The sequence below is a fragment of the Blastococcus deserti genome, from assembly GCF_042682525.1.
GTDB classification, from domain to species: Bacteria; Actinomycetota; Actinomycetes; order Mycobacteriales; family Geodermatophilaceae; genus Blastococcus_B; species Blastococcus_B deserti.
This window is the reverse complement of record NZ_JBHUHP010000016.1, coordinates 214,751-233,980: the sequence shown is the minus strand read 5'-3', so window position 1 is coordinate 233,980 and position 19,230 is coordinate 214,751. Positions and strand designations below refer to the sequence as shown.

General features: G+C 74.1%; 20 protein-coding genes. 14 read left to right on the top strand and 6 right to left on the bottom strand.

The features are described from left to right. The 4 genes from ACFSHS_RS16815 to ACFSHS_RS16800 all read left to right on the top strand — a co-directional run. Positions 1–487: SCO6745 family protein (locus tag ACFSHS_RS16815; RefSeq protein WP_417281948.1), on the top strand; the 487-nt coding region annotated here is incomplete at its 5' end. Between the two features lie 24 nt (positions 488–511). Then, positions 512–1,945, top strand: a complete 1,434-nt coding sequence (locus ACFSHS_RS16810; protein ID WP_376878555.1) for an amidase — start codon at positions 512–514, stop codon at positions 1,943–1,945. A gap of 29 nt (positions 1,946–1,974) precedes the next feature. After that, positions 1,975–2,361, top strand: coding sequence for an aa3-type cytochrome oxidase subunit CtaJ (gene ctaJ, locus ACFSHS_RS16805; protein ID WP_376878553.1), 387 nt, complete (start codon positions 1,975–1,977; stop codon positions 2,359–2,361). 103 nt (positions 2,362–2,464) lie between these two features. Continuing rightward, on the top strand, positions 2,465–2,935 hold the full coding sequence (locus ACFSHS_RS16800; RefSeq protein WP_376878551.1) for a DUF5130 family protein: 471 nt from the start codon (positions 2,465–2,467) through the stop codon (positions 2,933–2,935). A gap of 112 nt (positions 2,936–3,047) precedes the next feature. Here the strand turns inward: ACFSHS_RS16800 and pepN are convergent, their stop codons facing one another. Continuing rightward, the gene (pepN, locus tag ACFSHS_RS16795) at positions 3,048–5,600 is read right to left on the bottom strand and encodes an aminopeptidase N (RefSeq protein ID WP_376878549.1); all 2,553 of its coding nucleotides are present in this window, start codon (positions 5,598–5,600) and stop codon (positions 3,048–3,050) included. Positions 5,601–5,747: 147 nt separating this feature from the next. Here pepN and ACFSHS_RS16790 point away from each other — a divergent pair, with 147 nt between their 5' ends. Both ACFSHS_RS16790 and ACFSHS_RS16785 read left to right on the top strand, forming a co-directional pair. Then, positions 5,748–6,413, top strand: coding sequence for a mycothiol-dependent nitroreductase Rv2466c family protein (locus tag ACFSHS_RS16790; protein ID WP_376878547.1), 666 nt, complete (start codon positions 5,748–5,750; stop codon positions 6,411–6,413). Between the two features lie 125 nt (positions 6,414–6,538). Further along, positions 6,539–7,294, top strand: coding sequence for an SDR family oxidoreductase (locus ACFSHS_RS16785; protein WP_376878545.1), 756 nt, complete (start codon positions 6,539–6,541; stop codon positions 7,292–7,294). A gap of 70 nt (positions 7,295–7,364) precedes the next feature. Here the strand turns inward: ACFSHS_RS16785 and ACFSHS_RS16780 are convergent, their stop codons facing one another. Further along, positions 7,365–8,036 carry a DUF429 domain-containing protein gene (locus tag ACFSHS_RS16780; protein ID WP_376878543.1) on the bottom strand — a complete coding sequence of 224 codons (672 nt, stop codon included), beginning with the start codon at positions 8,034–8,036 and terminating at the stop codon, positions 7,365–7,367. A gap of 26 nt (positions 8,037–8,062) precedes the next feature. Between ACFSHS_RS16780 and ACFSHS_RS16775 the strand changes: the two genes are divergently transcribed. Both ACFSHS_RS16775 and ACFSHS_RS16770 read left to right on the top strand, forming a co-directional pair. Next, entirely contained in the window at positions 8,063–8,554 is a 492-nt protein-coding gene (locus tag ACFSHS_RS16775) for a ribose-5-phosphate isomerase (RefSeq protein ID WP_376878541.1), read from the top strand. Positions 8,555–8,918: 364 nt separating this feature from the next. After that, the gene (locus tag ACFSHS_RS16770) at positions 8,919–9,134 is read left to right on the top strand and encodes a hypothetical protein (protein WP_376878539.1); all 216 of its coding nucleotides are present in this window, start codon (positions 8,919–8,921) and stop codon (positions 9,132–9,134) included. On the opposite strand, the gene ACFSHS_RS16765 is transcribed toward ACFSHS_RS16770, so the two are convergent. Beyond that, on the bottom strand, positions 9,131–10,375 hold the full coding sequence (locus ACFSHS_RS16765) for a GNAT family N-acetyltransferase (protein ID WP_376878537.1): 1,245 nt from the start codon (positions 10,373–10,375) through the stop codon (positions 9,131–9,133). The genes ACFSHS_RS16770 and ACFSHS_RS16765 overlap by 4 nt on opposite strands. A 70-nt stretch (positions 10,376–10,445) precedes the next feature. Here ACFSHS_RS16765 and ACFSHS_RS16760 point away from each other — a divergent pair, with 70 nt between their 5' ends. The 3 genes from ACFSHS_RS16760 to ACFSHS_RS16750 all read left to right on the top strand — a co-directional run bounded on the left by ACFSHS_RS16760 (position 10,446) and on the right by ACFSHS_RS16750 (position 13,813). Beyond that, positions 10,446–10,877, top strand: a complete 432-nt coding sequence (locus tag ACFSHS_RS16760) for a MarR family winged helix-turn-helix transcriptional regulator (protein ID WP_376878536.1) — start codon at positions 10,446–10,448, stop codon at positions 10,875–10,877. A gap of 196 nt (positions 10,878–11,073) precedes the next feature. Next, the gene (locus ACFSHS_RS16755; protein WP_376878534.1) at positions 11,074–12,753 is read left to right on the top strand and encodes a hypothetical protein; all 1,680 of its coding nucleotides are present in this window, start codon (positions 11,074–11,076) and stop codon (positions 12,751–12,753) included. Positions 12,754–12,826: 73 nt separating this feature from the next. Then, a complete protein-coding gene (locus tag ACFSHS_RS16750) occupies positions 12,827–13,813 on the top strand; it encodes a sigma-70 family RNA polymerase sigma factor (RefSeq protein ID WP_376878532.1) in 987 nt (328 codons plus the stop codon). A 137-nt stretch (positions 13,814–13,950) separates the two neighbouring features. Here ACFSHS_RS16750 and ACFSHS_RS16745 read toward each other — a convergent pair whose 3' ends face one another. From ACFSHS_RS16745 to ACFSHS_RS16735, 3 genes are all read right to left on the bottom strand, one after another. Beyond that, the gene (locus ACFSHS_RS16745; protein WP_376878530.1) at positions 13,951–14,346 is read right to left on the bottom strand and encodes a holin; all 396 of its coding nucleotides are present in this window, start codon (positions 14,344–14,346) and stop codon (positions 13,951–13,953) included. 802 nt (positions 14,347–15,148) lie between these two features. Further along, complete coding sequence (locus ACFSHS_RS16740) at positions 15,149–15,628, bottom strand: LURP-one-related family protein (RefSeq protein ID WP_376878528.1); 480 nt, start codon at positions 15,626–15,628, stop codon at positions 15,149–15,151. Positions 15,629–15,834: 206 nt separating this feature from the next. Further along, positions 15,835–16,293 (bottom strand): hypothetical protein, encoded by a 459-nt coding sequence (locus tag ACFSHS_RS16735; protein WP_376878526.1) that lies wholly within the window; start codon positions 16,291–16,293, stop codon positions 15,835–15,837. Positions 16,294–16,614: 321 nt separating this feature from the next. Here ACFSHS_RS16735 and ACFSHS_RS16730 point away from each other — a divergent pair, with 321 nt between their 5' ends. From ACFSHS_RS16730 to ACFSHS_RS16720, 3 genes are all read left to right on the top strand, one after another. Next, positions 16,615–17,784, top strand: a complete 1,170-nt coding sequence (locus ACFSHS_RS16730) for a sensor histidine kinase (protein ID WP_376878524.1) — start codon at positions 16,615–16,617, stop codon at positions 17,782–17,784. Then, a complete protein-coding gene (locus ACFSHS_RS16725) occupies positions 17,781–18,455 on the top strand; it encodes a response regulator (protein ID WP_376878522.1) in 675 nt (224 codons plus the stop codon). Before ACFSHS_RS16730 ends, ACFSHS_RS16725 begins: the two co-directional genes overlap by 4 nt. 240 nt (positions 18,456–18,695) lie before the next feature. After that, positions 18,696–19,145 carry a DUF6463 family protein gene (locus tag ACFSHS_RS16720; RefSeq protein ID WP_376878520.1) on the top strand — a complete coding sequence of 150 codons (450 nt, stop codon included), beginning with the start codon at positions 18,696–18,698 and terminating at the stop codon, positions 19,143–19,145. Positions 19,146–19,230: the final 85 nt, after the last annotated feature.

Sequence of the window (19,230 nt, the reverse complement as noted above, 5' to 3'; positions counted from 1 at the left end):
CGTCGACCTGCCCGGTCGCCCGCTGGCCGCCGCCAACACCGCCGTGCAGGTGCCCGGGGAACCGCACCTGGGGCTGTGGCAGGCGGTCACCACGCTGCGCGAGCACCGCGGCGACGGGCACTCTGTGGCCCTGTCCCAGCGGGAGGTCGACGGCGTCACGGCGCACGTGCTCGCCGCCGCCGCCGGCCGGTCGGACCGGGAGTGGCTCATGCGGGCTCGCGGCTGGGACGACGCGGCCTGGGACGACGCGGTCGCCCGGCTGACCGAGCGGCGCTGGCTGGACGACGGCGAGCTGACCGCCGAGGGGCTGGCGATGGTCGCCGCGATCGAGGCCGACACCGACCGGCTGGCGCTGGGGCCGTGGCAGGCGCTGGGCGACACCGGCTGCGACCGCCTGGCCGCGCTGCTGGCCCCGGTGCGGCGGTCCGTGGTCGCCGCGGGCGACTGGCCGGCGGGCAACCCGATCGGCGTCCCCGACCCGGAGTGATCCCCAGGGGCTAGCGTCCCGCCCGTGACCCGGTTGCACGACCTCACCGCGCTCGAGCAGGCGGCCGCCGTCCGGGCGCGGGAGGTGAGCCCGACCGAGCTGGTCGAGCACTCGCTCGCGCGCATCGACGCCCTCGACGCCGGGCTCGGCGCCTTCCTCACCGTCACCCCGGAGCGGGCGCTCGCCGCCGCGGCCGGGGCCGAGGAGCTGCTCCGGGCCGGGGGCGAGCTGCCTCCCCTCCTCGGCGTCCCGACCGCCATCAAGGACCTGAACAACACGGCGGGGGTCCGGACGACGTTCGGCTCCCGCGTGATGGCCGACTTCGTCCCGCAGGTCGACGACGCGGTGGTGACCAAGCTGGCCGCCGCCGGGACGATCAGCCTGGGCAAGACGAACACCCCGGAGTTCGGCTACCCCTGCTACACCGACAACGACCTCGCCGGGCCCGCCCGGTGCCCGTGGGACACCTCGCGGCTCGCCGGCGGGTCCAGCGGGGGCGCCGCCGTCGCGGTGGCGGCCGGCATGGTGCCGTTCGCCCAGGGCAGTGACGGCGGTGGCTCGATCCGCATCCCGGCCGGCATCAACGGGATCGTCGGCATCAAGCCCACCCGCGGTCGGATCAGCAACGCGCCGCTGGGAGCCGACGTCACCGGCCTCGGGACCAACGGGCCGCTCGCGCGCACCGTGCGGGACGCCGCGGCCATGCTCGACGCGATGGCCGGCCCGGTGCTGGGTGACCACGCGTGGGCGCCGCCGCTGCCTCCGGGCGAGTCCTTCCTGGGCGCGGCCGGACGCGATCCGGGCCGGCTGCGCATCGGCCGGTGGCTGCAGTCGCCGATGCCCGACATCGTGCTGGAACCCGAGGTGGTCGCGGCCTTCGAGGACGCGTCGGCGCTCCTGGCCGGCCTGGGCCACGACCTCGACGACGTGCCCGACGGGCTGCTCGGGCCCGAGGTGCTGCCCTCGTTCGAGCGGGCATGGGCACTGTCGGGCACCTTGCTACCCGTCCCGCCGTCACGGGTGGGGGAGCTGCGGCCGCTCACCCGGGAGCTCCGGGGGCGGGGGCTGGCGATGTCGGCGCAGGCGGCGATGGAGTCGATGACCGCGCTGCGCCTGTTCTCCCGCCGGTTCCTCCAGGCCACCGCGGACTACGACGTCCTGCTGGCGCCCGTCGTGACCATGACCCCGCGCCCGATCGGCTGGTTCGACGCCGACGGTGACGGTGCCGAGGACTTCGAGCGGAACAAGCGGTACGCCGCCTTCACCGCGCTGTTCAACGTCACGGGGCAGCCGGCGGTGAGCCTGCCGCTGTACTGGACCGAGGGGGGACTGCCCATGGGCAGCATGCTGGTCGGCCGCCCGGCCGACGAAGCCACCCTGCTCGCCCTGTCGGCGCAGGTGGAGGCGGCACGCCCATGGGCGCACCGGCACCCCGTGTCGTGGGAGCGGACCGGCTGATCCGGGGCCCTGCCGGTAAGTTGTCGAGCGTGAACGTCGTCGAGATGATCCTCGTCTACGCCGGGATCCCGCTGGCCGTCTTCGTGGTGCTCGCCCTGCTGACCCTCGCGCCGGGTGGCCGCAAGCGCGTCCGCTACAAGCCCGGTCAGCCGTGGGAGCACCCGCCGGTGTGGTACGAGCCGCATCCCGAGCACGTCGGCGCAGGAGGGCACGAGCCCGCGCACGGTGCGGCGGCCGCGGTGCCCGGCCGTTCGACGGCGGCTCTCGGCTCGTCGATGTACCCCGAGCAGGCGGAGGAGCGGAACACCGACACGTCGGAGGGATCCGCCGGGCACGGCGCCGGCGGCCACGGGGCGCCCACCGCCCACCGGCCGGTGAACGCCGGTCCGCTCGGCGGGGCCCGCGGGACCTGGTGACGGCAGCACCCCTCACGATGCCCCTCACCAGGCCCCTCACCAGGCCCCTCACCAGGCCCCTCACCACGACCCACACCACGACCACCGCTCCGGGAGGACGGCGATGACCCGCGCTCTGGAGGCCGAGTCGCACGACACGGCCACGACTCAGACGGCCCCGTCCCGGTCCGACGAGGCCGAGGGTTCCGCGCTCGACGAGATCTTCACGTTCCAGGAGCTCGCGCGGCTGGACGAGGCGCTGACCATGTCCTCCCGCGAGACCGGGCTGCGCTTCACCCTCTACATCGGCGACCTCGGCCGGCACACCCGCGTCCGGGCGGAGGAGCTGCACGCGCGCTCCGGCGGCAACCCGAGCGATTCCGTGCTGATCGCCGTGTCACCCGGCCAGCGGGTCGTCGAGGTGGTCACCGGTGCCGGCGCCGCCCGCCGGCTGCCCGACCGGGCCTGCGCGCTCGCCGTGCTCTCGATGACGACGTCCTTCGCCGCCGGTGACCTCGTCGGCGGCATCGTCAACGGGCTCCGCCAGCTGTCCGACCAGGCCGGTCACCCCTCCGCACTCCGCCGCACCCACTGAACGGCCCCCGCCCCCACGGCTCGCAATCTCGCCGCGAGACCCTGCAGGGGGCCGCGGACGCCGACGGGCGCCGTACCCACCACCCGGTGCGTACGGCGCCCGTCGGCGTCCGTCACAGGTGGGCGTCGGCGTCCCGCTCCCGGGCCCGCAGCGCCCGGGCGACGCCGTCGCGGCCCTCGGAGACCAGCCGGCGCAGCGGGGCGGGCTGCTCGGTGTCGGCCAGCCAGGCGTCGGCGGCCGCGATCGTCCGCGGCTCCACGATCGGCGGGAACAGGTACTGGACCGCGTTCTTCGCGATCTCCCCGGGTCGGCGGTCCCACACCGACCGGATCTCGGTGAAGTAGCGGTCCACGTAGCCGGCGGTGAGCTCCCGCTGCGCGGGGTGCCAGAAGCCCTGCAGCAGCGCCTCGTGCACCGCGTTGGGCACCTCGTCGTCGTGGAAGGCCCGCTGCCAGGTCTCCTCCTTGGACTCCGCGGTCGGGCGCAGGGCCCGGGCGGTGGCGGCCCGGCGGATCCCGGTCGCGGTGGCGTCGCGGGTCTCCTCGGCGTCGATCTCGGCGTCGCCGGCGGCACCGATGGCGACCAGCCCGCAGAGGAACGCCCAGCGGGCGTCGGCGTCGACGACGAGCCCCTCCACCGTGCGGGAGCCGTCGAGCAGCCCGCGCAGCACGGCGGCGTGCTCGTCGGTGCGGGCGGCGCTGGCCAGGGTCCGCGACCACTGCAGCTGCATGTCGCTGCCGGGCGGGGCGGCCTCCATCGCGCGCAGGGCGTGATCGGCGAGGGCGGCCCAGCCGGTGGGTGCCCAGGAGGGGTCGGTGTAGGAGGTGAGGGCCGTCTGCACGCGGGTCAGCAGCGCCTGGACGACGCTGATCTCGGTCTCCGCGTCCACCCCGGCGAGCACCAGCTGCACCCACTCCCGGGCCGGCAGCTCGGCGTCGCGGGTCATGTCCCAGGCGGCCGACCAGCACAGCGCCCGCGCCAGCGGGTCGGGGATGGCGCCGATCCGGGTGCGCAGCGTCGCCAGCGAGCGGTCGTCGAGCCGCAGCTTGGCGTAGGTCAGGTCGTCGTCGTTGACCAGCACCAGGTCGGCCACCGGATGACCGACGAGCTCGGCCACCTCGGTGCGCGCGCCCGACACGTCGAGCTCGACCCGTGAGCTACGGGTCAGCCCGTCGGGCCCCTCGCTGTAGAGCCCGACGGCGAGACGGTGGTTGCGCAGCACGGGATGCTCCGCGACCGCCGTCTGCTCGATGGCGAAGCTCTTGTAGCGGCCGTCGTCGGTGAGCTCGATCACCGGCCGCAGGGTGTTGACCTGGCTGGTCTTCAGCCACTGCTCCACCCACTCGCCGAGGTCGCGGCCCGAGGACTCCTCGAGCTGGGCGAGCAGGTCGGCCAGCGTGGTGTTGCCGAACTCGTGCTTGCGGAAGTAGCGCCGCACCCCGGCGAGGAACTCGTCGCGCCCGACGTAGGCGACCAGCTGCTTGAGCACCGAGGCGCCCTTGGCGTAGGTGATCCCGTCGAAGTTGACCTCGACCGCCGCGACGTCGGGGATGTCGGCGGCGATGGGGTGGGTGGAGGGCAGCTGATCCTGCGCGTACGCCCACGCCTTCTCGGTGTTGGCGAACGTGGTCCACGCCGTCGTGTACTCGGTGGCCTCGGCCTGGCAGAGCGTGCTGATGTAGGTGGCGAACGACTCGTTCAGCCAGAGGTCGTCCCACCAGCGCATCGTCACGAGGTCGCCGAACCACATGTGGCCCAGCTCGTGCAGGATCGTCTCGGCCCGGCGCTCGTACTTGGCCCGGCTGACCTTCGACCGGAAGACGTAGTCCTCCAGGAAGGTCACCGCGCCGGCGTTCTCCATCGCGCCGGCGTTGAACTCCGGGACGAACAGCTGGTCGTACTTGTCGAACGGGTACGGGTAGTCGAAGACCCGGTGGTAGAAGTCGAAGCCCTGCTTGGTGACGCGGAACAGCTCGTCGGGGTCGAGGTACCTGGCCAGCGAGGCGCGGCAGTACAGGCCGAGCGGGATGCCCTCGTGCGAGTCGGTGACCTTCGCGTACGGGCCGGCGATCAGCGCCACCAGGTAGGTGGAGATGCGCTTGGTGGGCTCGAAGTGCGCCAGCTGCGACCCGGCCGGGCCCGCCTCGATCGTCCGGCCACCGGTGTTGGAGACGACCTGCCAGTCGAACGGCGCGACGACGTGGAGGGTGAAGGTGGCCTTGAGGTCGGGCTGGTCGAAGCAGGCGAACATCCGCTTGGCGTCGGCGGGCTCGAACTGCGTGTACAGGTAGACCTGCCCGTCCTCGGGGTCGGCGAAGCGGTGCAGGCCCTCCCCGGAGTTCGAGTACCGGCAGTCGGCGGTCACGACCAGGGTGTTCTGCCCGGCGAGGCCGGGCAGCGGGAGGCCGCCCTCCTCGGTGTAGGTGCTCACGTCGAGATCGGCGCCGTTGAGCGTGGCCGAGTGCACCGTCTCGGCGACGAGGTCGATGAACGTGCCGGCGCCGGGCTCCCGGGCGGCGAACCGGACGGTGGTGACGGAGCGGAAGGTGCGCTCGCCGGGGTGCCCGTCCCCGTCGGTGACGTCGAGCTGGATGTCATAGCTCTGCACGGTCAGGAGCTCGGCGCGGGCAGCGGCATCGGTGCGGGTCAGGTTCGGTACGGCCACACGGCGCAGCTTCCCATGCCGGGACGACAGGACGGCTCCACGGGGCAACCCGCCCGGCGAGGGAACAAGCCCCGGGCGATCCGGATTGCCACTGCCAGCAGGCCGGCCACGCCGGGTCGGCCCGACGACGCATGAGGAGCACGACGGATGACCGAGGCAGTGCAGAGCGCCCCCACCACGGCACGGGTGGACTTCTGGTTCGACCCGCTGTGCCCGTGGGCGTGGCTGACCAGCCGGTGGGTGCTCGAGGCGGCGAAGGTGCGCGACATCGACCTGCACTGGCACGTCATGTCGCTCGCCGTCCTCAACCGGGGCCGCGACCTGCCCGAGGACTACCAGAAGATGATGGAGCAGGCGATCGGCCCGGTCCGGGTCGCGATCGCCGCCGCCCAACAGCACGGCGACGCCGTGCTCGGCGACCTCTACACCGCGATGGGCACGCTCCGCCACCACGAGGGCATGGAACTCGACGAGATCATCGCCCCCGCGCTGGAGCGGGTCGGCCTGCCGGCGGAGCTGGCCGGGGCGGCGCACTCCACCGAGTACGACGACGCGCTGGAGAAGAGCCACCACGAGGGCATGGACCCGGTGGGTGACGACGTCGGCACCCCGGTCATGCACATCGACGGTGTCGCGTTCTTCGGCCCGGTGATCAGCAGGGTGCCGACCGGCGAGGACGCCGGGCGGGCCTTCGACGGCGCCGTCCTCCTGGCCAACCTCCCCGACTTCTGGGAGCTCAAGCGCACCCGGCTCTCCGGCCCCGACATGGACTCGGTCCCGGCCGACACCCTGGAGCTGACCGGCCGTCGCTGACGCGCGGGGAGGGCCAGGGCGCAGCGCTCTCCGCCCTGGCCCTCCGTCCGCGTCCGGTGCGGCAGCCGGCGACCGCCCGAGCACGAGGTGGTCGGCCGGGGAACGCCGTGCGGCATGCTGGCCGCGTGCCGCACCCCGTCCGCCAGCGCATCCTGATCACCGGCGCCAGCTCCGGCCTGGGCGAGGGCATGGCCCGGCGGTTCGCCGCCATGGGCCGCGACCTGGCCCTCGCCGCGCGGCGCACCGACCGCCTCGACGCGCTCCGTCAGGAGCTGCTGACGGCCCACCCCGGCATCCGGGTGGAGACGGCGGGGATGGACGTCGACGATCCCGACTCCGTGGCCACCGTCGTCCCGGAGCTGGTCGCGCGGCTGGGCGGGCTGGACCGGTTCGTGGTCAACGCGGGCATCGGCAAGGGGGCGTCGGTCGGCACCGGCAAGGCGGAGGCCAACCGCGCCGTCCTGCACACCAACGTGCTCGGCGCGCACGCGCAGTGCGAGGCCGCGATGGAGGTCTTCCGCGCGCAGGGCGCCGGGCACCTGGTGCTGATCTCGTCGGTCGCCAGCGTCCGCGGCATGCGCGAGACCCGGACGGCCTACGGCGCCAGCAAGGCCGCCGTCAACTCGCTCGCCGAGGGCATCCGCTGCGACGTCTGGGGCAGCGGGATCGCCGTGACGACGATCCTGCCCGGCTACATCGCCACCGACATCAACGTCGGGCGCCGGGGTCCCTTCACCGTCGACCTCGACACCGGGGTGGACGCCCTGACGGCCGCCGTCGAGCGGGAGCCGGTGCGCGCCTACGTGCCCGCGTGGCCGTGGCGGCCCATCGCCGGGCTCCTGCGCGTCCTGCCGCTCTCCGTCGTCCGCCGCCTCACCTGACCCCCCAGCTTTCGGTACCGAAAGCTGCGCGTGCGTGCCCCGCTTTCTGTACAGAAAGCGGGAGGGGGGCTCACCAGCAGATGCGCAGGGGACGGCGGCGCGCAACGACGGTGCCGTCGCCGACGCACTCGCCCCGGCCGCGGGCCAGCCGCTGGGCCGACCAGGCGGCGGCGCACGCATCGAGGGCGTCGACGAGCGGAACGCCCGGCGGCGCCGCGGCCAGGGCGTCCTCGACAGCCATCACGGCGCCGAGCGCGCCCAGCCGCTGGACCGTGCCCCGTGCCGTCCCCTTCCGGTCCCGGACGCCGGCATCGAGGGCGCGGAACGACAGCTCGGGATGGACCTCGACGACCCGCTCGCTCGGTGGGTCGCCCAGTGCCTCGTCGAGCGCCCGGATCGCCTTCACCAGCCGGAACGCCTGCGCGGAGGGGGCCCGCGGGGGATCGGTGACCCGGCGGGAGATCGCACGGGCCTCCGCGTAGTCGTCGGTCGCCAGCACCGCGCGGACCGGCGTCGGGAAGACGGCGCTGCCCGCGGGGCCCAGCAGACGACGGGCCGCCACGTCGCAGGCCCGGACACCGGCCTCCGGCAGCCCGATCGGCATGTCGATGGCGACCAGGTCGACGTCGGGGACGGCCAGCACGGTGGCGACGTCCGGCAGTGCCAGCAGGGTGACCGAGCGGCCCTCGAGGCGGGCGCCCACCCAGGCGCCACGCCACCCGTCGACACCCAGCACCGCCACCGCGGCAGCCTGACAGACTCGCGGCCGTGCGCGTCTTCATCGGTACCGACCACGCAGGCCTCGACTTCAAGGAGCACCTGAAGCAGGCGCTCGCCGACGCCGGTCACGAGCCGGTCGACTGCGGCGCGTTCGAGTACGACGCGCAGGACGACTACCCCCCGTTCTGCTTCGAGGTGGGGGAGCGGACCGTCGCCGAACCCGGATCCCTCGGCGTCGTCATCGGCGGCTCGGGCAACGGCGAGCAGATCGCCGCCAACAAGGTGCCCGGCGTGCGGGCCGCCCTGGTCTGGAACACGTCGACCGCCCAGCTGGCCCGGCAGCACAACGACGCCAACGTCGTCTCGATCGGCGCCCGCCAGCACAGCCCCGAGGAGGCGACGGAGCTCGTGCTGGAGTTCCTGCGGACGCCGTTCAGCGAGGACGAGCGCCACGTCCGCCGCATCCGCCTGATCACCGACTACGAGCGCGACCGCCACCGCCCGGCCGGAGGGCTGCCCACGCGTCCCCGCCACCCGTGACCCCACCGGACGGCGCCGCCCTCCGGACCTCGGTCACCGCTGCCCGGCAGCTGCTCGACCGGATCCCCGACGGCGACCTTCCCGTGCCGGTCATGGGGACGTCGGTCACCGGCGTGGCCCAGCACCTGGTCAGCTGTCTGGCCTGGTACGCCCACGACCTGGCGGCCGGGCCCGCCGAGGTCAGCCCGGCCGACCTTGTTCCCCGGCCGCCGGCCTCCCTGGCCACCGTGGCCGCGAGCGTGGCGGCCTGCGGAGAGGTGCTGGCCCGGACCGTCGACGCGGCCGGCCCGGACGAGCGCGGCTGGCACTCCACGGGGTCGCCGATGCCACGGGCTTCGCGGCGATCGGCTGCGCCGAGCTGCTCGTGCACGGCACCGACGTCGCCGACGCGGTCGGTCTCGCCTGGTCCCCGCCCACCGACGTCGCCGCCGCCGTCCTGGCCCGGCTCTTCCCGGGCACCGACCCCGGAGCCGAGCCCATGGCCGTGCTGCTCTGGGCGACCGGGCGGGCCGACCTGCCCGGCCGGCCGCGCCGCACCGCGTGGACCTACGCGATGACCCCGGCCGGGGACAGCGGCTAGAACTCGTCGGGGCACCAGGGGGTGACCGGCCAGCCGAACGCCGTGGCCGCCAGGGTCACCGCACCGGGGCTCACTTCGGTCACCCGGCCGGAGGCCTGCAGGGTGGCCAGCGACGTCCCGCCCAGGTAGGCCGCCGAGAGCTCCTCGATGCCCAGCACCAGGTCGGGATCGAGGTCGGTGCGCCCGCAGTAGCCGCCGGCGGGATGGCCGGCCAGCCGCCAGCGGCCGGCGTTCCAGGGGCAGACCTCGTCCCGCACCTCGATCACCAGGTCGATCGGCGCGGGGTAGCGCCGGGCGGCCAGGGCCCGGTCGACGTCGACCAGCCGCACCCACAGGGCGTCCCTGATCGGACCGGTCAGGGCGCGGCCGTCGGTGACCAGGTGCCGGATCGCGTCAGCGGGCGAGGCCCCCCGTAGGCGCACCGTGCGAACCAGGTCGATGGAGAGCAGGACCTGCCAGAGGGCGGCGTAGGCGGGGGTGCTGGCGGCCCGGACCTCCTCGACGGTCAGCGTGGCGTCGGCTTCCCCCGTGTCGGTCCACCCCGCGGTCAGCCGATACGCCGCGTAACCGCTGACGGCGCCGTCGTCCCCGGTGTGCAGCAGGTACCGGCGGGCGGTCGCGCCGTTGCGGTGCTCGGGCTCGTCGCGCAGCAGCCGGTCCCACCAGCGGTCGTCGCGCGCGAGGTTGCCCGGCACGAACCGGCGCACCGACTCGTGCAGCCGGGGAGCGGCGGCCCGGTAGGCGTCCTCGCCGACGACGTCCACCCGGCCGGTGCCGAGGTCGGTGCCCGGTCGCAGCCGCAGCCGCTCGGTCCGCCCGGTGAGCTCCGTCCGCGCGGTCGCCGGGGCGTAGCCGAACCGGCCGTAGATGGGGTACTCCGACGCCCACAGCGCGGCGACCGGCTCGCGCTGCTGCTCGTGCAGCTCGGTGAGCTGGCGGCGCATGATAGCGGTGAGGACGCCCCGTCGGCGGTGGGTGGGCGCGACGGTCACCCAGGTGATGCCCGCGCACGGGACGACAGCCCCGGGCACGGTGAGGACGCGGCTGTAGATGCCGGAGGTGGCCACCACGCGGCCGCGGTCCCACAGCCCGAGCGACCGGTCGAGCTCCGCGACCGGGGGCGGGGTGTCGAGGTAGGGACCGGTCGGCGTCTCGCCGAAGGCACCCACCATCGCCTGCAGGAACTCCGGCCAGTCCTCCGCCGTCGCGGGACGGAGCCAGGAAGCGAGGTCGTCGGCCACGGGAGGTGTCTACCGGGCCGGTCCGACGTCGCGCCAACGAGTTGTCGGACCCCACCGCCAGGATCGCGGCATGGAGCGGCAGCGGCCGATCGGCTGGTGGGTGAAGCGGCTCGACAGGCTGCTCGAGCAGACCCTCGACTCCGGGCTCGCCACGGAGGGCCTCACCCGCCGGCACTGGCAGGTGCTGCACTCCCTCGCGGAGGGCGCCGGCCGGGAGGAGGAGCTGCGGTCGGCCCTCGCGGACTTCGCCGGCGACGTCGGTGCCGTCGTCGACGACCTCGTCGACCGGGGCTGGGCGCGACGCGGGGCCGACGGTGTCGCGCTCACCGCGGCGGGCCGCTCCGCGCACGAGCGGGTCGCCACGGCGGTGGGGCGGGTCCGCCGGCTGGTGGCCGAGGGGGTGTCCGCCCAGGAGTACGAGCAGACGATCGGCGTCCTGAGCCGGATGGTCGGCAACCTGGAGCGAGCGCTGGGCCGCGCCCCGGACGAACCGCGCAGGTAGTCCAGGCGCCGGAGGTGGGAACGACCCAGCGCACCGACCGCGGAACCCGTCCCGCCGGCTGCTCGTCTCCGCTCGGCATGCTCGTGGCCGCGCGCGACGAAGTCCGGACTCCGCGGGGTGCCGGCCCTAGTGTTCGGGCACGGCTCCGCCGTCGTGGTGCTCCCGCCGCGCCGGCGTGCCGAGGGGGAGGTGCCTCGTGCGGATCCGCGGCCTGCCGGTCGCGCTGGTGCTCGCGCTGCTGTCCGGCGGGTGCACCTCGTTCGCCGGCGATCCGGAGCCCGCGCGCCGGGAACCGGAACGCCCGGTGGTCACGTCCACACCGGATGAACCCCTGACCGTCGTCGCGGACACCGATCCGGTCGTCTCGGCGGTGACCATGAGCGCCGTGCTGTTCGACCGCGCGCCGGTCGTGGTGGTGGCCCGCGACGGCGACCGCGCCGGCACGCTGCTCGCCGCATCGGCCGCGGTCGGCCTCGGCGTGCCGCTCCTCCTCGAGCCGGCGGGCGGCGGGCCGCCGGACCTCCTGGCCGGGGAGGTGGGGCGGCTGGGCGCCGGAACGGTGCTCGCGGTGGGCGAGGCCGACGGCACCCTCACCGTCGGCGGCCCCGGTGGAGGAGGGCCGGACGTCATCGCCGTCCCGGCCGACCCCGCGGCCGTCGAGACCGTCACCGGGCTGGCGTTCGAGCCCTCGGACCCGGTGTCCACCCGCAACGACCCGCGCACCGTGGCGGCGCTGGACCCGGCCGCCCCCGTGGCGCTGACCGTGGAGGCGCCGGCGACGTCGGCCGCGGCGCCGGGCGACGCGTCGCTGCCCGGCGTGCGCCGCGCCGAACCACTCGCCCGGACCGTCGTCCTGTCCACGGGCGAGGCCGCCTCGACGGCCGCCCTCGCCACCGCTCGCGCCGCCGGTGCGGCGGTGGCGCTGACCAGTGGCGAGACCGATCCGAGAGCCTCCCCCGAGGCCATCGCCGCCCTCTCCCAGGTTGCCTGGGCCCGTCCCGAGGCGGTGGTCGCCCTGGGCGCGGGGTTCGACGCCGAGGACGGCCTGGACTGGAAGGTCCGGACGGCGGCCGGCGGCACGCAGCTGCCGGGGGGTGGCCAGGTGCTGTTCCCGGGACGGCTGCTGGTAGCTCTGTACGGCCATCCCGGCACGGCCGCGCTGGGTGTCCTCGGTGAGCAGGACGTCGCGGCCGCCATCGAGCGCGCCCGGGCTCATGCCGCGCCGTTCGAGGCCCTGGTGGAGGACCCCGTCGTCCCGGCGTTCGAGATCATCGCGACCGTCGCGTCGTCGGCTCCCGGCGAGGACGGGAACTACTCCGCCGAGGCCGAGGTGGCGGACCTGAGACCGTGGGTCCAGGCCGCGGGGGAGGCGGGCCTGTACGTCGTCCTCGACCTCCAGCCGGGGCGCACCGACTTCCTCACCCAGGCGCAGCGGTACCAGGAGCTGCTGGAGCTGCCGCACGTCGGCCTGGCGCTGGACCCGGAGTGGCGCCTCCCGCCCGACGGGGTGCACCTCACGCAGGTCGGCTCCGTGGGCGTCGACGAGGTGAACCAGGTGGGCGCCTGGCTGGCCGATCTCACGCGGGAGCGGGCACTGCCGCAGAAACTGCTGGTCCTGCACCAGTTCCAGCTGCGGATGATCGACGGCCGGGAGCGGCTGGACACCTCGCGCGACGAGCTCGCGGTCATGATCCACGCCGACGGCCAGGGCTCGCAGGGGGACAAGCAGGCCACCTGGCGTGCGCTGCACCAGAACCCGCCGGCCGGGGTGTTCTGGGGCTGGAAGAACTTCTACGACGAGGACGCGCCGATGCTCACGCCCGAGCAGACCATGGCCGAGGTGAGCCCGCGGCCGGACCTGATCACCTACCAGTAGGTCCCGGGCCCTCCCGAATCGTCGGCGTCCTGTGGTGTGCTGGCGCGCACGTCGACCGGAGGAGAGGTGCCAGGTGACCAGTGTCGCGATCGGACCCACCGATCAGCTCGACCCGCGGCTGCTCGAGCACCGCCGCGAGCTGACCGGCTACTGCTACCGCATGCTCGGATCGGCCTTCGACGCCGAGGACGCCGTGCAGGAGACGATGGTGCGGGCCTGGCGCGGACTGGCCGACTTCGAGGGCCGGTCGGCGCTGCGGTCGTGGCTGTACCGGATCGCCACCAACGTCTGCCTCGACCAGCTCTCCGGCCGGCAGCGGCGCGCACTGCCGATGGACCTGTCCGGGTCACCCTGGCAGCCGGTGGAGTCCTCTCTCGCCGCCCGGCGGCCGGGCACGGCGTGGATCGAGCCGATGCTCGACCGGCAGGTGCTCCCGGAGGACGGCGACCCCGCGGAGCGCGCCGTGGCGAGGGAGTCGGTGCGGCTGGCGTTCGTCGCCGCGCTGCAACACCTGCCGCCGCGCCAGCGCGCCGTCCTCATCCTCCGCGAGGTGCTGCGGTGGAAGGCCGACGAGGTGGCCCAGCTCCTCGACACGACCGTGGCCTCGGTCAACAGCGCGCTGCAGCGTGCCCGGGCGACCTTGGCCTCGGTCGGGGGCGTGCCGGAGCCCCGCCCCCCGCTAGGCGACGACGACCGGGAGCTGCTCGCCCGGTACGTGGACGCCTTCGAGCGCTACGACATCGACGCCTTCGTGCGCCTGCTGCACGAGGACGCCACCCAGCACATGCCGCCCTTCGAGATGTGGCTGCGTGGCCCCGCCGACATCGGCGCCTGGATGCTCGGCCCCGGGGCCGCCTGCCGGGACTCCGTGCTGGTGCCGGTCTCGGCCAACGGGACCCCGGCGTTCGCCCAGTACAAGCCGAGCGGGAATGGCGGCCGCGAGCCCTGGGGGCTGCACGTGCTCGAGGTGGAGGACGGCCGGATCGCCCACATCTCCAGCTTCCTCGACCTCGGCAGCGGTCTCTTCCAGACGCTCGGCCTGCCCGCGCGCATGGACTGAGCGCGTCGCCGGGAGTCAGGCTCCGGCCGCCAGGTGGTGGTGGAGACAGGGGCGGCCATGGTGGCCTGGCTGGCGTGGCCGACCCAGTCCTGACCCGGCTGCCATCCGTCTCCCTGTCCGACGGCGCGACCGAAGTCTCAGCTGACCCGCGGCTCCGGGACACGCTGGCTCTCCCGCGGGCCGGCCTGCTGCGGGACGTGCGCCATCGGCACCCGGGGAGCCGGGACCGTGGGAGCCGCGACCACCGCGGAATCCCCTGCGGGCGATCCGGCCGACTGCTTCTCGGTGTCGAGCTTCTCCTCGCCGGTGAACGAGGGCCCGTCGCCCTTGCCGAACGTGCCGCCACCGACGGCCAGCAGGATGGTGACGAGCGCGGCCATGCCGGCGACCGATAGCTTCTCGCCCCAGTCGGTCTGCAGCAGGCCGGTCCCCGCTGCCGTGAGGAGCGAGGCGAGCGACGCGGCGAAGGAGCGGATCGCCCGCTCGAGGGTCGCGATCAGGAAGGCACGGGAGAACACAGTCTGTGCGGACATGGCACCGCCTTCCGCGGGACGGATGGGTCGATCGGAGGAGCACGGCGACGGATCGACGGATACAGCCCATGCGGAACCGATCACGCGTGCAGCGGAGGCAGGGGTCTCGCTGGCGGACCGGCATCGCAGCACGCCGTGGAGAGGCCGGGCGGCCCCCGGTGTGCCTGTCGATCCGCGTGTGCCCCCGGTGCCTCAGCACCGCTGCGGTGGTAGTTGCCCAAGCCGTCCGCCTGGTCACACCGACGGGATGGGTCCAGCGCCGATCTCGGGCAGCCGGGCGGCTGGTTCCCCGGGACGGGTGGGCAGCCCCGCGTCCGCGCCCGGCCCGCTGGCGGACCAGGCCTCTTCCAGGGCAGGAGTTCCGCGACATGGGTTCGCCCGCGACGGCGATGATCCCGGGGCCGATACCGCACGAGGAGCCCGACCCCGAGCTGATGGCGCGCATGGCCGCCGAATACCACTACGAGATCGCGGGGGGACTTCCGCCCGGGGTGACCGGTCGACCGGGCTCGGGCCACAGCCGGACCTCACCACGCCGATGGAGGCCACCTACGCGCCGTGGTGGCAGGCGTGCACCGGCGGCTCGAGGCGGCCGGGTTCGCTGATATCCACCCCGCTCACGGCAAGGTCTTCGAGGCATGCGTACCTCCGGCGCGCACTGTCGGCACTCCCCCCGCTGCTTGGCCTGGCCGACGGCTGACCGGCTCACCGGCGGCAGGGCGCCCCGTGGCCGCAACGGGGCAGCGTCGTCGCGGCCATCGTCCTGCGATCCGGCACCTCCGCGTCCCGCGTGCCCGGTCGACTACAGGGTTGCGGCAGCGCCGGCGAGCGCGCCGACGGATGCCGTCGCTGACTCCTCCTTCATGGTCGTGCGCCAGATGTGGACGATCGCGACCACCTCCGCCACGTGGAGCTTCCCGGGGACCTGCTGGACGGCGTAGTCGTACGGCCGCAAGGACAACGCCGATGATCGGGGGGCCGCGGTCAGGACGACGTCGCCGTGCTCATCGGTGACGCGGAAGTCGCGCCGCCAGGCGCTGCCTCGTACCAGGAGGCGACCTCCGCGCTGGAGGTGGACCTCCGCGGAGGTCCTGGTGATGCCCCGTGTCCGCGCCATGAGCAGGGGCGTGCCGTCCGGTCCGGTCGCATGCCATCGCGTCGGCAGCCGCCACCAGCTCCTCCGTGCCACGCAGAGAGGAGCGCCGCGGGCGTCGGTGACGACGAAGCGAGTGCCGGTCCGACTGACCGCGATGCGCGCGACGACGCCGTTCGAGTCGGTCACGTCGTACGCACCGTGCCTTCTGCGATCGGAGAACCGGAGGCTGGCCGATGGGTCGGTCACGAACAGGTCCTTTCGGGTGAGGGGCGGACTGGGCGGAGGCGGCGTGCGGAGGGTTCCGCGGCAGTCGATGGCGGCCCGGCCGCCGGCTGCGGGTGCTGTGCTCAGCGCGACCGCCCTGAGCGCGGCTCCCTGCGCGACCGCCGGGGTCAGCGCCACGGCTCTCCGCGCTTGGTCCCGTAGTGCTCACGGACGTAGTGCCAGGGGATGACCGCGATGATGATCACGACGAACGAGTTGGCGAACGCCACGTCTTCCGTGGCCCGGTCCATCTGGTCGGCGGCCCACAGGGGCAGGGCGACGACGCCGAACCAGATCAGCTTGAACGCGCACTCGAACAGCAGCAGCGGCAGCATCTGCAGCGGGTAGCGGATACCGAGGAAGGCCAGCAGCGACAACGCCGCGAGCATGCAGTTGACCACGCCCTCCATGACCTGCCACTGCTGGCTGTGCTGGAGGAAGGACGGCCAGTGGGTGACGGCGAGCCCGGCGCCGATCAGGAGGTATCCGGCGCGCAACGCGTAGAGACGCGGCAGCGAGACCTGGGCCGCTGCTGTGCGCCCCTGGTGATCGCGCGCCGACCCGCTGTCCGTGCTGACGCTCGTCATGACAGATCTCCCTCGAGTCGTGGTGAGGAGGTGGGTGGGACCGGCCTCCGCGGCTCGGTGGGGATCCCGTGACCGTGGTGCCGGGAGGAGGAGTCGGACCGGCGGTCCGTCGGCGCAGATCGCCGTGCCGTCCGCCCTCGCCGGGACGGTGCGTGCGCCGTACCGCAGGGCAGCTGTTCGACGAGGACCACGTGGCGACCCTGCTGCCGAGGCGGAGGCCTGCACATCCGGCTGCGGTCGGTGCAGTCGCGACCGAAGTCGGCGTCCGGCATCGACTTCGGTCGGTGGTCCGGGCACGCCGTCCCGCCCTACCCTCCGGCCATGGGCTCCCTGGTCGGTTCCGCTCGACCGCCTCGGACGGCGGGGTGGCGGGGTGTCCTCACCACGCTGTTCGCCGTGGCCCTGGGTGGGCTCTGGCTGGTTCTGGGCCGGGCCCTGTGGCAGCCGGTCGGGGTGCTGTTCTGGATCGACGCCGCGATCGGCGTCCTCTCCGTCGGAGCCATGCAGTACCGCGGACGTCGGCCGCTCGTCGTCACCGTCCTGACGACCACGGCGACGGCGTTCTCGGCCAGTGCAGTCGGTGCCTGGATGGTCTGCCAGGCGTCGCTCTCGACCCGACGGCGGTGGCGGGAGATCCTGCCGACTGCGGCGCTGTCCCTCCTGACCGGGCACATCCAGTACGTCCTGCTGCCCGAGCAGACGATGTCCTGGGTGGAGAACCTCGCCTTCGGCGCCCTGACGACCGGCGTCCTCGTCGCCGTCGGCATGTACGTGGGAGCGCGTCGCGACCTCCTTGCCTCCCTGCGCGACCGGGCCGAGCGCGCCGAACGGGAGCAGGGGCTGCAGGTCGCCACCGCCCGGGCGGCGGAGCGGACGCGGATCGCCCGCGAGATGCACGACGTCCTCGCCCACCGGATGTCACTGGTCGCTCTCCACGCGGGAGCCCTCGCCTACCGCACCGACCTCGGACCGGCCGAGACGCGCGAGACCGCCGGCGTCATCCAGGCCAACTCCCAGCGCGCCTTGGCCGACCTCCGGGAGATCCTCGGTCTGCTCCGTGACCCCGACCCCCGGATCGACGCGACCGACCACCGGCCCCAACCCACCCTCTCGGACCTGGATGCCCTGCTGCACGACGAACGCGCTGCCGGCGCGCACATCACCCTGCTCGTGGACCTCGAGGACGTCGACGAGCTGCCGGTGTCGACCGGCCGCAGCGCCTACCGGATCGTGCAGGAAGGGCTGACCAACGCCCGCAAGCACGCCCCGCACACCGAGGTCACGGTCGAACTGGCCGGTCGGCCCGGGAGCGGTCTCCACATCTGCGTCCGCAACCCCGCCACGACCGGCGGCGGGGGCGGCGGCGACGGAACCGGGTTCGGCCTCGTCGGGCTGGCCGAGCGGGCCGCCGCCAGCCACGGCCGCGTCGAGCACGGCCTCACGGCCGACGGGCAGTTCGTCCTCCGGGCCTGGCTGCCGTGGGACCGATGAGCGAGCCCACCATCCGGATCGTCCTCGTCGACGACGACCCCCTGGTCCGCGCCGGGCTCCGGCTCATGCTGGGCGGTGCGCCGCGGATCGTGATCGTCGGAGAGGCCGGCGACGGCGCCGAGGCACTCGGCGTGGTCGACAGGACGCGTCCCGACCTCGTGCTGATGGACATCCGGATGCCTCGCATGGACGGGCTCGCCGCCACTCAGCAACTCCTCGGGCGGACCGATCCCCCCAAGGTCGTCGTCCTGACCACGTTCGACGCCGACGAGTACGTGGTCCGTGCTCTGGCGAGCGGCGCGAGCGGGTTCCTCCTCAAGGACACCGCCCCGCCGATGATCGTCGAGGCGATCGAACGGGTCGCTGCCGGTGAGCCGATGCTGTCGCCGAGCGTGACCGCCCAGCTGATCCGCAGGGTCGTCGACGGGTCCTCCACCGGGGCGGAAGCGGGACGGGCCCGCGCCGCGGCGGCCCGGCTGGCCGGTCTCAGCGAGCGGGAGCGGGAGGTCGCCGTCGCCATCGGGCACGGGAAGTCCAACGCGGAGATCGCCCGCGATCTCTACCTGAGCCTCCCGACGGTCAAAGCCCACGTCTCCCACATCTTCGTCAAGCTGGGGGTGGCGAACCGCGTCCAGATCGCGATCTGCGTCCACGAGGCCGGCCTCGCATGAACCGGGAACGCCGTGGAAGGTGTGACGCCACCACAGCCATGGCGCGGGGTGGTGCCGACGGCCGGTTCCTCGAGCGGCGCCCGTGCTGTCCGGGCGCATCTCGCCCGGGACCGTGCGCGACCACCCGTTCGCCACCGCGGCGACGATCAGCGCCGCCAACCGGCACGCCGCGTCCGACATCGCCCGGCCTCACGGCCGGACTCGACCACCGCCTGACCACTCGAACGGCAGGAGCACGACATGAGCGTCGTCCCGACGACCGCAACGGGAACTGGAACAGCGGGTGCACCTCGGTCGTCCAGCGAGTTCCGCCCCCATCGTCAACCCGGATCGCGTCGATCCCCTGGGTGGTGGTTGCAGTGCCTCGGTGTGGCGCACGGCGTCGTCGGGGTGGGCCTGTACCGGCAACCTCTGGCGCAGATCGCCCGGGGCAGGATCGTCGGCTCCGTCCCGGACACGGGTGACAAGGCGACGGCGTTCTGGTTCATGGTCGCCGCGCCCACCTTGTGGCTCGGCGGACGGCTTCTCCGATCCGCCGAATCGCACGGTGACTCCGCCGCCCAGCGCACCGCGGGCGGGATCCTCACCGTGACCGGCCTCACCGGCTCTGCCCTGATGCCCACCAGCGGCTTCTGGGGCGTGGCAGCGGTGGGGATCTCATCGCTTCGCCGGAGCATCCGGCGCAGGTAGGAACCGCTCGGTTGGCCGGGCCGCCCACCGTCCTCTCCTCCCGGGTGTGGTCACGCGGTGCGGGGGTGACCCGGCTCACCGGCCG